Origin of the sequence: Paenibacillus sp. WLX1005 (assembly GCF_046603685.1) — a bacterium.
Lineage (GTDB): Bacteria > Bacillota > Bacilli > Paenibacillales > Paenibacillaceae > Saccharibacillus.
In genome coordinates, this window is record NZ_CP176756.1 from 2,014,710 (window position 1) to 2,027,213 (window position 12,504).

Below are 12,504 nucleotides of genomic sequence, written 5' to 3' on the forward strand. Positions count from 1 at the left end.
TCATTCACTACATGCGCTGGGTGACGATCAGAGATTCATCTATTGCATGTGCTGGATTATGATCAGAGATTCATCAAGCATTATGTAACGTAAATGGTGTTGCCGCCAGTCATTTGCAAAATCAAATCACATACGTACGATTCATATACGATCTATTATCAGGGAGGAATGGCATGAAGACATATCAAGCGGAACTTGTACTCGATGCACGCGCCAAGCTAGGCGAAGGTCCATCTTGGGATGCTCAGAGCGGCAAGCTGCTGTGGGTTGATATCGAAGGCTTTATGTTGCATCAATACGATCCTGTTACAGGCAATGACGATGTATTGGATGTCGGAGAACATATCGGCGCGGTCGTGCCGTATATTCCCGGCGAAGTCATTGCTGCACTGGAAAGTGGATTGTACCGGATTGAACTGGCTTCTGGCACCAAAGCGCTCATTCATGATCCTGAAGAAGGACGACCGGGCAATCGATTCAACGATGGCAAATGCGATCCCAACGGTCGGCTGCTGGCAGGCACGATGAGTCTGCATGGTGAGGACAAGCAAGGAGCGTTCTACAGTATGGATCAGCAGGGTAATGTGCGCCTGCTGCTGGACGAGGTATCCACATCCAATGGATTGGCATGGAGCAGCGATGGTCGCACGTTATATTATATTGATACGCCGACATTGACGATCACTGCATTTGAATATGATCTGGATAGTGGTGATATTGCGGATGGGCGTGCTGTCGTGCAGCTGGACGATAGCGAGGGATTCCCCGACGGTATGACGATTGATGCTGAAGGGATGCTGTGGGTTGCCCGCTGGGGTGGAAATCGGGTGACACGGATCAATCCGTCAAATGGCGAGATCATCGGTGAAGTAAACGTACCAGCATCCTGTGTAACCTCATGCGTGTTTGGCGGTCCAGAGCTGGATACGCTGTACATCACAACGGCACGCGGAGACGGCAATCCCGATGAGCCACATGCTGGTAGCTTGTTCCAGGTGAAGGCTGATGTACGCGGGACAGCAACGATACCCTACAATCAAGGTCAACAGGCATCATGGTCTGATCAGTAATGTGTTTCATTCGTAACATGTTTCAGTGTGAATGAAATACAATGGTTGCTGACATGAGTGTTGATCTGAGAACATTCGGCAGGCAACTTCATTGCAATCATTTTCAGCGATGTTTTTATAAATGAGATAGAATTTCACACAATGATGACCGCAGGGCTGAATTTTCAGTGCTGCGGTTTCTGTATGTGCTAGTATTGCCATGAGGCATACCGAAGCTGATATAATAAGCATACTAAGTGTTAATACGCTGTAGAGAACCGCAAGTACATAGCAAAAGGAGAGTCGTTTTATTATGATCTTTACTGTAGAGCAATGTGAGCAAGCATTAACCGAACATGATCTGGATACGCTGGAACAGCAGCTAGGAAAAGTATTCCCGCCCGCTTATCGTGAGCACTTTTTACAATATAACGGAGGCTATTTATCGGAAGAATGGATGGAGCGAGGACGGCTTGGCTTTGGCGGCTTTAATGAGATTCGATATGGGAAAGTGCCGGCTGAACAATTGTATGCCGATCTGCTGGAATGTTTTCCAGAGCTAGAATATTTGTTTCCATTTGCATATGATCAAGGAGGGAATAGCTTTTTGATCTCCCTGCGGGAAGGCACGGATTATGGTGAGATTTATATCTGGATGATGGATGAAAAGGAATTGGCGCCAGTTGCTGATTCATTTGAGCACTTCTGGTGGCGATTGAAGACGGAAATTGATGATTCGGAATAATGCAAAGAAAAGAGGAAGACCGATGAGTAAAGATTTTTATGTAGGTAAAAAAGCAGCCTTTCTTGGCGATAGCATTACGTTTGGTTATGGTTTACAAGCTGGAGAACGCGCATTTCCAGAACTAGTCGGAGATCTGTTAGGGCTGGCGCGGGTCGACAATCATGGCATTTCAGGCAGTAGTGTCGCTAGCGGTGGATATGAGCCGATGTGCAAGCGTCTGGATCAGCTGGATGCTGATGTTGATATTTTATTTTTCATGGGAGGACGTAATGACTTCTCTATGGGTACCAGCGTCTTTGGTAATATAAATACTGATCCGCAACAAAAGAATACATTTTATGGAGCTTTGAAATACATTGCAGAGACTTTGATTACCCTTTATCCGAGTAAACTGATCGTTTTTGTAACTCCACCGCACGGCTCTAGCGATGAAGTACCAGAGCATTTGCCTAATCAGGTTACAGGAAACGTATATGGCGATTATGCAGAAGCGATTCGCGAAGTGGCGGCGCATTATTCGCTGCCTTGCTGTGATCTGTGGAACATCGCAGGGATTCAGCCTTTATTGCCTGTGCATCGTCAGATGTACTTTACAGGCGAAGATGGCATACCGGATGGATTGCATCCGAATCAGGCAGGTCATCAACGATTGGCGGAACGTTTGAGTGGATTTTTAAAAACACTGGTTTAATAATGGGTATAAACAAGAGTGGATAGGGATGAGGGAGGAAGACAAGATGACTGGAAAAGCAATTGATACATTTATTCGCAATGAACGCGAAGCCTACTTGGCAGCCTGGGCAGATCAGCTGGCGGCAAAATTTGCACAACGCGCTGCCAAGCACGATGCAGAAGGTTCATTTCCATTTGAGAACTTTGAGGATCTCAAACAAGCAGGTTATCCCAAATTAACGGTCAGCCGTGATTATGGTGGTGAGGGATTGTCGCTATATGAGTGGCTGATCGTACAGGAGCGTCTTGCACGCGGCGACGGTTCCACCGCGCTCAGTGCAGGCTGGCATGGTCATATGATGCTGCATTTCCGTGAAGCAGGCGATTGGCCGGAGCCGACCTTTTCTGAATTTTGCCGTGATGTGGTATCGCATGGCAATATGATCAACAAATTCGCCAGTGAACGGGCAACCGGTAGCCCGACACGCGGCGGTCGCCCAGAGACAACAGCAGTACGCACAGAAGGCGGCTGGATTCTCAATGGTCGCAAAACGTACAGCACACTGAGTCCGCTGCTGACCGATTGTATCGTTAGTGCTGGCATCGACGGACAACCGGAGCTGGGTGATTTTCTTATTCGTTCACGCGAGGGAATTACTGTGGACGAGACGTGGAATGCGCTCGGCATGCGGGCAACAGGCAGTCATGATGTCGTACTGCAAGATGTATTTGTACCGGATCGGCAATTGTTGACGACGTATATTCCCGGTGTATCCAAAAAAGTCAACGATGACGGCGATGGCACGATGCTGCATATTCCGGCATGTTATCTCGGCATCGCTTATGCTGCACGCGATTTTGCATTACAATATGCTGCTAATTATACGCCGAACAGTCTGAACGAGCCGATTGCGACGTTGCCGCATATTCGTCAGTGGATCGGTCAGATTGAGAGCGAACTTCGTCTGGCACGAACACTGCTGTACGATGTAGCCGACCGCTGGGATCGTGAACCAGAACAGCGCCGTAATCTGCGCCCGGATGTCGGACTGGTCAAATACAATGCCGTACATCTGGCGAATCAAGTCGTGGACAAGGCGATGAAGATCGTTGGCGGTGCCGCTCTGTCGAAAGATCTGCCGCTCGAACGACTGTACCGCGATGTGCGTGCTGGTCTGCATAATCCGCCAATGGAAGATGCGGTCATCCAAACGATGGCACGTACAGCATTAGCTGAACTGAATTTGGGTAATCAATCATAAGCCAATCGCAGCTAGATGTATAGAATCATCCAATCCATGTACGGAAGGTGATGCATATGCCACAATATTTACAGAACTGGTCGGAATTGAATACGGATGAGCGTTTGCAGACATTACTGCGTATCGATTCTTCGCTACCATCAGAAGAGATAGAACAGCTGCTGAGTACTGCACAAGATACCCAGAACGATGATATTTTGCGGATTGAGATTTGGAAAGTACTTGGTCTGTACAGCGATGAACAGTATAAATCAACCATTCGCAAGGCGATACATGCGCATTGGCAGCATGAGCAGGACGAAGAATACGTACAGATTGCGATGCTGGAAGCGCTAAGTGCACTTGGTGCGGATCAGCAGGATATTCAGCTAGCATCATCCATTTCGCAGCAGGATGAATATATTCTCGTACGCTCGGCGGCATTTGCGCTGCTGCGTCATCATCGTCATATCCCCCACGCCAAACAGGCGCTGGAGCAGCTGCAAAACGATCCTGATTTTGGTCAATCGGCAACACAGGCGTTACAAGAACAATAAGTGCACCAAGTTCCCTTTTACCAGCGCACTAACGTAGCAGTCGTCAATCAGATCAGCGTAGCAGTTACCACTATACAAACGAAACAGCCCCACTCCTGCGAGTAGGGCTGTTTCGTTTGTTCCCGATCTACGAGGCACATCACAATAGATGCTGTCTGTCACACCATCCAAGAAGAGGGCAGAAGCAGCTTCTATCATCACGTCGGTCATCGCACTGCTTAAGCGCGAAGATCCAATGAGCCTCCCAGTGTCGGATGAGGAGCCTGTTTAATCATGTCGGCCATCTGCTGACCTTGCTGCTCCGCCATGTCTTTGGACAGGGACAATACTTTAAGACCGACTGCCTGCGACACGGAACTCTGGCTGAGCGCTGTGGACAAAGAAGCGATATCCATGAGTGCATTCCTCCTTTCCTGCCTTTGAACAGGGCATACGATTGTTATCGGCAACCCTCTCGTAAATGATTAACCGCTCATCCGTCAAATACGATCAATATATTTTAAAAAAATCGTCTTTTTAAGCAAATTTTTAGGTAAACATCAGCTTCATTTCAGCTAGCCCGGTTAAGATACGTACATACCCCTTTTGAATATAAATATTGCCTACACCCCGCCCCTATCCCAGGCGGGGTCCTTTTTTGTGTACAGCTTCTGTTGCAGTTGTTGGATAGCTATTGAGAAGGGGATATACGTTCCAAATAGGGGAAGATGTGCAGCATGGATCATATAAAAATTGTATGTAATTTCCATGTTAAATGTGAAGAAGTAGCTATAACTTTTTGGAAACGATAGTAGTAGTAAGCGTTCAATCGTATCGTAAAACGGAAGGATTATTCCTTTTCGAGCAGAAATATATATTGCGATTTCTGCGTCTTTCCTTATTTTTATACACTTTTTAACACCAAAAGTTGGACATTTTTACATAAAAAGATTTAAATTTGAAATTCCATCGTTTAAAATGGGAACAGATTCCAGATGGAGTGCAGCAGAATGTACGATCATGACTTTTGCATCCGTTTGTGCCGCTTGGAACAATTCTTATAGAGAGCGAGCTGATCATGTGCAACGAATGAAGAAAATGGTAATGATGGTGATGATGCTGGTCGTGTTTATCACAACACCAGCGCTGTTGCAGGGGACGAATGATGTACATAAGGCAAGTGCGGCTGCGGCGTATGATTATACGTTGAATTTTCCATCTACGCGTTATCCAGAAACTGCGGATCATATCCGCGATGCGATCGCAGATGGACATTCCGCCATTTGCACGATTGACCGTCCGGGTGCCGATGCGCGTCGTGCCGATTCGTTAAAAGGCATACCGACCAAATCCGGGTATGATCGCGATGAATGGCCAATGGCGATGTGCTTGGAAGGTGGAACAGGCGCAGATATTCGCTATGTTACGCCTTCAGATAATCGTGGTGCTGGTTCGTGGGTCGGTAATCAGCTGGATGATTATCCAGATGGTACACGCGTTAAATTTATCGTGCAATAACAGTGATATAGCAGCATACCGTAGGCAATTCCTATCCAAACACACCTGTGAACGCAGTTGCGGTCGCAGGTGTGTTTTGCTGAATAGGGTAATGTAATGAAACGAGAATAGAACTAGAAATCATGCCGGGTAACAGTAAACTGAAATACCACACCAAACGGATCGCGCACAATGGCATATCCACTGCTGAACACATTCGGCGCAAATGGTACAATAATCGTACAGCGTTCATCGCTGATCAGCCGATGATACAATTGCTCCATATCCTCATGCTGCTTGGACTGCAAACAAAGGGAAAAGTGATTGCCGTCCAGCCACGGGCGAGTATTGTCCATTGCTTCTTCGGCAATCATCCATTTGCCGCTGCCAAGCTGTAAGACGGAGTGCGCCACATACTGCTCCTGCCCCGGTTGTACGGGAAATGCACGATCCATCTTTGCCAGCTGTTCATACGTTACATGCAGCAATACATTCGCACCCAGCACCTGTTGGTAAAAGTCGATCGCGTCTGCCGCCTTGCCATTGAGCGATAAAAAAGGGATAATTTCTGCGTTCATCATGATTGCCTCCTTCATAATAGATGAATCCGACTACACACTCTACGATACAGCTAAAAGGTGTCAAAATATGAAACCTTTAAATGAAATCATCATAGAAATAGTTACAGAGCAATATTGTTACACCAACTCCGCCTGTGTTATGTCGGGTCAACGCATGAATAATCACAAAAGCAAGACAAACAAGGCACCATCCATGCAACATATCTCTACATAGTTAACAGTAGATCCATCATGAACAGTAGAAAGGAACAGGATGATGAGAAAATCGGAACGGCTGCAATGGATGCAGCGATATGTTCATCGTCGTCAGCGTTTCACGCTACGGCAGTTAATGGAAGAATTCAGCATTTCGCGCAGTACCGCGCTACGGGATATAGAGTCATTGGAAGAAATCGGGTTGCCGATCTATGCGGAGCATGGACGACATGGTGGATACAGACTGCTTGATACTGCGACACTACCACCTGTCTCCTTTACTGCCAATGAAGTGCTGGCGTTATATTTTTCGATGCAAGCGCTACAAAGCTTTTCGGGTGATGCGTTTGGCGTATCATTTCATTCAATCCACGCCCGATTTCTGGATATTGTTACACCGCATCAACGGCAACAAATTGAGCAGTTTCACAATCGAATTTCGTTTTATCATGGAGAGCAGGCGAGAACAGGGGAGTATTTGGAGCAAATGTTGCTGGCGGCGGTGAAGCAGCAGATTGTACACATCGATTACAGCTCGGCGCGAGGGACAGGGCAACGCCGCATTCAGCCGTTTGCCGTATATGTAATGCAAGGGTATTGGTATTGTCAGTCGTATGATCTGGATAAGGAGGCGTATCGCGTATTTCGCTGTGACCGCATTACGGGGGTGATGTTGTCAGATGAGGCGCCACGGGAGCAATTGAGCCACTTTGATCTACATAATGCGCGCAGTCTGCGGCAGCCATCTGTCAGAGCGGTGCAATTTCAATGTGCAGTGGATGAGCTTAGTGAAAGTGATCTGCAAGCACGATTATTGCCTTCTATGACCCTGATAGGCAAAGGGCATGATGGTTGGCACGTACAAGGTAGCTACGAACCGGAGGAGCAGGAATTTATCCTGTCGTATTTGAGCGGATTTGGCACCAAATTGAAGCAGGTTGAGCCGCCGCAGCTTCGAGAGCAATTGAAGCAGTATTATCAGCGTTTGCTGGAGCAATTGTAAATATGGAGCTTGCAAGGCGGTAACAGGTAAGATCACCATATACAAGCACAAAACATGCAAGAACAGCATAGGTAGAAATACAATATACAGGAGCAGACTGTTCAGAAGTAGAACCTTTAGAAGCAAAATATTGAATCATATAACTTTGTAGAAGTAGAACACTCAACAGTAGAGTATGAATACATGTATAGTGTAAAAAACGGCGAGCGCATTCCCCATTATGTAAGGGATATGCACTCGCCGTTGTGTTTATCTCATATGGATTGCATATAGTATCATTTCAACTTGTTCCAATTTCAATATAAAACGATAACGCTAATGTACCGTCCTTTATTTTGCAGAAGAAAAGATAGGTCGATCTGGCTTCACTCGCAAGGACAACAGGAAGCAGAGACACAGAATCAGCGTCGCCATCATATACGGATAATTGATGTTCCAATCAAACAGCGCACCTGCTACAATCGGTCCGGCGATATTACCGAGACTTGTATACGCGGAGTTGAGACCGGCAACATACCCTTGCTCATCGCCAGCAATTTGCGACAGCTGCGTACCGATCGCAGGACGCAAGATGTCCATCGCAAGAAATACCGCAAAAGTTACCACGAAGATCAGGAAGTACGTATGCACAAACAGCGTCAGTAAAATAAATACCGCAGATGCCAGCAAACAGATAATAATCAGCTTTTGCCCACCAAATCGGTTCATCATCCAACCGAAGATCGTCGCCTGTACGACTGCTCCGGCAATCGAGCCAAAGGTAATGATGATCGCAATATCCCGAGCGGTAAAGCCGAATTTATGATCGACAAACAAGGAGAATACCGTTTCATAATTCGCCAATCCGAAGGCAGCTACAAACACGATGATCAGGCTGAGAAAGTACGGCTTACGGTAAGAATACAGCAATTGCCGAATCAGACTTTCCCCACTATTATTCTGCGCTGCCAATTGAGCACGACGTTCTGGCAACAGCGATTCAGGTAGTAGTACGAGCGTAACGATAGCAGCAATCAGCCCGGCAATCGCTGCCGCGTAAAAAGGAACCCGAATGCCATATTCTGCCAGCAATCCGCCGATACCCGGACCGATAATAAAGCCGGTCGTAATCGCCGCATTGATAAAGCCCATTGCCGAACCACGTTCTTCATTGGACGTCATATCCGCCGCATACGCCATTACCGATGGCATAATCAGCGCCGCCCCCAACCCGCCAATTGCCCGCGAGATAAATAGCAGTGTCGGCGCATAAGCGATAGCAAACAGCCATTCGGATATGGCGAAGATCAACATCCCGGCAATGATCAGCTTTTTACGTCCAATTCGGTCGGATAATCGTCCGCTGAAGGGAGAGAAGATCAACTGACTGATCGAGAAAGCCGCAACCATAAAGCCTAGAATGCTACCGCCAATATGCAGTTCATTCATATAGGTTGGCATAATGGGCACGACGAGTCCAATACCAGTAAACACGAGAAAAATATTAAACATGAGCAGCAATAGTGCCGCCCGATTACGCATAAGAAGTGACATGATTTCCTCCGAGGTATAAGCTGCGCATGATTATGGCAGCCGATTCAAAGCTGTATTTGCAAATAATATCTTACATACTGAACATTCGGTCTATATTATGATGAAACAATACCAGAACGTCCAAACCGGCATTCATATACTATGCCTATACTTCCGTTCTGGCAATTCCGTACAAAAAGGTCTGTACCGCAAAGCGATAATGCTCCAGCACTGTTTCCGCGGACTGCTTACGGCACACTTGATTGAGTCCAGCAAGCAGACATTCCAGCACCACCGCTTTTTTATCGACATCGCCGATATGAAATTCGCCGCTATCGATGCCTTCCTGAATGAGCTGACGGTTGAATTGCAAATGTTCCTCTATCATGGATTCCATTTTTTCCGCAACTTCACCCTTGTGCTCATCATTGCTAAAAAATTCATCTGCCGCGCGAGTTAACGGATGATTGAGATCCTCCTGCACAATTTGCTGTGCCAGACCGTAGATTTTGGCAGTCACGGTCGGATAACCGGGCAACGACTCATGCCATTTTTCATACCATTCGCGATCCCATTCATTCAGCAGATACAGAAACAGACCTTCTTTGCTTTTGAAATGGTAATAAATATTGCCTTTACTGCTGTCCGTGGCAGCTACAATATCCTCGATCGAAGTCGCTTTATAGCCCTTTTGTACAAATAGACTGCGAGCGGCATCGCTAATTTTTTTGCGGGTCAGTTCACTCTGAACCTGCTTTTTATTCACCTTATCACCCCGATACTGAACGTTTGTTCAGTATTGTAGCAAAGATCGCTGAGAAAAGGCAAGCACAAAGGTATATCATTTTGCAACAGAGGTGGAATATGATACGATAGCGTCGTATATTTGCGTGCGGACATATACCTTGTCCGAGAACATAATAGAACGGGTGAATGAGTAGAATGAGAGTCATTTCTGGCAGTGCAAAAGGAAGACCATTGAAGGCGGTACCAGGCAACAGTACACGTCCTACAACAGATAAAGTGAAAGAATCGCTATTTAGCATTATCGGTCCGTATTTTGACGGCGGGCATGTATTGGATTTGTTTGCAGGCACTGGTGGACTGGGGATCGAGGCGCTGAGCCGCGGCATGGAGCACGGTGTATTTATTGATATGGAGCATAAAAGTATTGAAGTCGTGAAGAGTAATTTGCAGGCAGCTGCTTTGATTGATCAAGCCGAAGTATATCGCAATGAAGCTGGTCGTGCATTGAAAGTACTAGCAAAGCGCGAATCGTCCTTTGATCTTGTCTTTCTGGACCCACCGTATCGGATGAAAAACGGCATTGCCTTGATGCAGGAAATGCATGAACGCGGACTGCTGCGCGACGATGCGACGATTGTATTGGAATTTGAGAGCGGTCATGATTATCCGACGGAAGAAGAGCATTTTGTCGGCGTTCGCCAAGCGGTGTATGGCGATACTACGATCCATGTATATCGATATGAATCTGAGCCGCAATCTGAACAGGAGGAGTCTAACGATGAGCAGTAATTCCGGCAGTACGAGACGCATCGCTGTATATCCCGGTAGCTTCGATCCAGTTACGATGGGACATTTGGATATTATTCACCGGGCAGCGCTCCAATTTGACACACTGGTCGTAGCTGTACTGAACAATGTTAGCAAAAAACCACTGTTCACCGTTGAAGAGCGAGTGGAGCAGCTCAAGCAGGTGACTGCTGATCTGCCCAATGTGGAGATTGATAGCTTCCGCGATCTGCTGGCAAATTATATCCGCCAGCGTGATGCCCATACGATTGTACGTGGTATTCGTTCAGTAACTGATTTTGAATACGAATTGCAAATGGCATCGATTAATCGCGAATTGAATCCAGATGCGGATACGATCTTTATGATGACCAATCCGCGGTATTCGTACCTCAGTTCCAGTATGGTCAAGGAGATTGCGCGCTTTCATGGTTCGGTGTCTGATTTTGTACCGCCATTGATTGAGCACGAACTACGCATCAAATTTAATACGGCAGAATAAGATAGAGTATCTCGGAATACAGTTTGATCTATATTCTGGTTGTGATGGATTGTTTTTAGTTCAGAGTAGAAGTGGATTTACAGCTTCCGGCATGGCATAATAAACGGGCAGAATATTCAGCGTAGCAGAGAGTTCTGCCCATTATATTAGAACGCTTGCAGCACGTCCGGACAGAGATACTATATCCGGTTTGGCGAAGGTACGACTGTAGCGATGGTCGTATGCACTACTTCGTCAGGCAGCAGAGCCGAAGGAGAGAACAGCATGTCCGGCAGACCGTTGACTTCCCCGTTTTCGTCCAAACGAATATGGGCTTATTTGATTTGTTTGCTTATTCTGGTGTACGTGCTTGTCTATATGCCGACACCTTATGTGATCAATGCGCCGGGCACTGCCAATGAGCTGAAGCCGATCGTAAGCGTATCGGATGGCGATGCTGATGAGAAGGGTACTTTTATGTTAACGACCGTCTCGGTTAGTTATGCGAATATGGCGATGCTGATCGGCAGTGTGTTCGATTCAAATGAGGAGATAGGACCGAAGCCTGCACAGAGTGACCGCAAGGAATACGCAGCTGAGCAGCTGTATTATATGAACAGCTCGCAGTCCAACGCGATTGCCGCCGCTTATACCAAAGCAAAGATTCCTTATAAAGTAGAGCCGCAATACGTGTTCGTGGTGAACGTACCGGAAGGCAATACATGGATTCATGCAGGCGACAAATTCGTGCAGGTGGATGGGCAAAATATCGCTTCTTTTGAACAATTGGAACGCGTATTGAACAGCAAAAAAGCCGGAGATGTGGTCAAAACAGTCATTGACCGCGCAGGCACAACCGTCAACCAGAATATCACGTTAACCCAGTTCCAAAATGCAGATGGTAAAACTCGTGTCGGCTTCGGCGTATCCATCGGTGAAGTGCAGAAGATTATCCCCGATGATCCCGCGCATGAAGTGAAATTTGCCAATACAAGTATCGGTGGTCCATCTGCCGGGCTGATGTTTACACTGGAAATTTACAATCAACTGACTTCAGGTGATCTGACCAGAGGGTATCGCGTTGCCGGAACGGGAACGATTGATGCTAACGGTCAAGTAGGCATGATCGGCGGTGTACAGCACAAAGTCGTAGCTGCTCAGAACAACGGCGCGACCATCTTCCTGGTGCCGCAAGGCAATTACAATGATGCCAAAGCTCAACTGGATAAAATGCACTCAACGCTAAAGCTAATTCCCGTGAACACGCTGGATGATGCATTACAAGCATTAAGCGAGTTACCTGCCAAATCATCATAGATGATACATCAAGAGATGATACATCAAGTCAAACTCATCGACATACAAAAGGAATAGAGGAAGTAGAACAAAGAAAATACTCGCTCCCTCATTGATAAGCAATGAGGGAGCGAGTATTTTCTTTGTTTGTATGCTTACGTAC

At 46.7% G+C, this 12,504-nt stretch carries 14 protein-coding genes; 10 read left to right on the forward strand and 4 right to left on the reverse strand.

Going from position 1 to position 12,504, the window contains the following annotated elements; all coding sequences use genetic code 11:
• The first annotated feature begins 173 nt into the window (after positions 1–173).
• The 5 genes from ACE3MZ_RS08725 to ACE3MZ_RS08745 all read left to right on the forward strand — a co-directional run bounded on the left by ACE3MZ_RS08725 (position 174) and on the right by ACE3MZ_RS08745 (position 4,264).
• Positions 174–1,070, forward strand: a complete 897-nt coding sequence (locus ACE3MZ_RS08725; protein ID WP_411346052.1) for an SMP-30/gluconolactonase/LRE family protein — start codon at positions 174–176, stop codon at positions 1,068–1,070.
• Between the two features lie 292 nt (positions 1,071–1,362).
• Positions 1,363–1,794, forward strand: a complete 432-nt coding sequence (locus ACE3MZ_RS08730) for an SMI1/KNR4 family protein (RefSeq protein WP_411346053.1) — start codon at positions 1,363–1,365, stop codon at positions 1,792–1,794.
• A gap of 22 nt (positions 1,795–1,816) precedes the next feature.
• Positions 1,817–2,485, forward strand: a complete 669-nt coding sequence (locus tag ACE3MZ_RS08735; RefSeq protein ID WP_411346054.1) for an SGNH/GDSL hydrolase family protein — start codon at positions 1,817–1,819, stop codon at positions 2,483–2,485.
• Positions 2,486–2,531: 46 nt separating this feature from the next.
• Positions 2,532–3,728: an acyl-CoA dehydrogenase family protein gene (locus tag ACE3MZ_RS08740; RefSeq protein WP_411346055.1), complete on the forward strand. Its 1,197-nt coding sequence runs from the start codon at positions 2,532–2,534 to the stop codon at positions 3,726–3,728.
• A 56-nt stretch (positions 3,729–3,784) separates the two neighbouring features.
• Positions 3,785–4,264, forward strand: coding sequence for a hypothetical protein (locus ACE3MZ_RS08745; protein WP_411346056.1), 480 nt, complete (start codon positions 3,785–3,787; stop codon positions 4,262–4,264).
• Between the two features lie 218 nt (positions 4,265–4,482).
• Here the strand turns inward: ACE3MZ_RS08745 and ACE3MZ_RS08750 are convergent, their stop codons facing one another.
• Positions 4,483–4,659, reverse strand: a complete 177-nt coding sequence (locus ACE3MZ_RS08750) for a YjfB family protein (RefSeq protein WP_411346057.1) — start codon at positions 4,657–4,659, stop codon at positions 4,483–4,485.
• Between the two features lie 673 nt (positions 4,660–5,332).
• Here ACE3MZ_RS08750 and ACE3MZ_RS08755 point away from each other — a divergent pair.
• Positions 5,333–5,761, forward strand: coding sequence for a sporulation protein (locus ACE3MZ_RS08755; protein ID WP_411346739.1), 429 nt, complete (start codon positions 5,333–5,335; stop codon positions 5,759–5,761).
• 113 nt (positions 5,762–5,874) lie between these two features.
• Here the strand turns inward: ACE3MZ_RS08755 and ACE3MZ_RS08760 are convergent, their stop codons facing one another.
• A complete protein-coding gene (locus ACE3MZ_RS08760) occupies positions 5,875–6,318 on the reverse strand; it encodes a VOC family protein (protein WP_411346740.1) in 444 nt (147 codons plus the stop codon).
• Between the two features lie 256 nt (positions 6,319–6,574).
• On the opposite strand from ACE3MZ_RS08760, the gene ACE3MZ_RS08765 reads away from it, so the two are divergent.
• Positions 6,575–7,519: a helix-turn-helix transcriptional regulator gene (locus ACE3MZ_RS08765; protein WP_411346058.1), complete on the forward strand. Its 945-nt coding sequence runs from the start codon at positions 6,575–6,577 to the stop codon at positions 7,517–7,519.
• Between the two features lie 330 nt (positions 7,520–7,849).
• Here ACE3MZ_RS08765 and ACE3MZ_RS08770 read toward each other — a convergent pair whose 3' ends face one another.
• On the reverse strand, positions 7,850–9,052 hold the full coding sequence (locus ACE3MZ_RS08770; RefSeq protein WP_411346059.1) for an MFS transporter: 1,203 nt from the start codon (positions 9,050–9,052) through the stop codon (positions 7,850–7,852).
• Positions 9,053–9,197: 145 nt separating this feature from the next.
• Entirely contained in the window at positions 9,198–9,797 is a 600-nt protein-coding gene (locus tag ACE3MZ_RS08775) for a TetR/AcrR family transcriptional regulator (protein WP_411346060.1), read from the reverse strand.
• A gap of 176 nt (positions 9,798–9,973) precedes the next feature.
• On the opposite strand from ACE3MZ_RS08775, the gene rsmD reads away from it, so the two are divergent.
• The 3 genes from rsmD to ACE3MZ_RS08790 all read left to right on the forward strand — a co-directional run bounded on the left by rsmD (position 9,974) and on the right by ACE3MZ_RS08790 (position 12,362).
• The gene (gene rsmD / locus ACE3MZ_RS08780; protein WP_411346061.1) at positions 9,974–10,567 is read left to right on the forward strand and encodes a 16S rRNA (guanine(966)-N(2))-methyltransferase RsmD; all 594 of its coding nucleotides are present in this window, start codon (positions 9,974–9,976) and stop codon (positions 10,565–10,567) included.
• Positions 10,557–11,066, forward strand: coding sequence for a pantetheine-phosphate adenylyltransferase (coaD, locus tag ACE3MZ_RS08785; protein WP_411346062.1), 510 nt, complete (start codon positions 10,557–10,559; stop codon positions 11,064–11,066). The genes rsmD and coaD overlap by 11 nt, the downstream gene beginning before the upstream one ends.
• 264 nt (positions 11,067–11,330) lie before the next feature.
• Positions 11,331–12,362 carry a PDZ domain-containing protein gene (locus tag ACE3MZ_RS08790; protein ID WP_411346063.1) on the forward strand — a complete coding sequence of 344 codons (1,032 nt, stop codon included), beginning with the start codon at positions 11,331–11,333 and terminating at the stop codon, positions 12,360–12,362.
• Positions 12,363–12,504 lie beyond the last annotated feature (142 nt).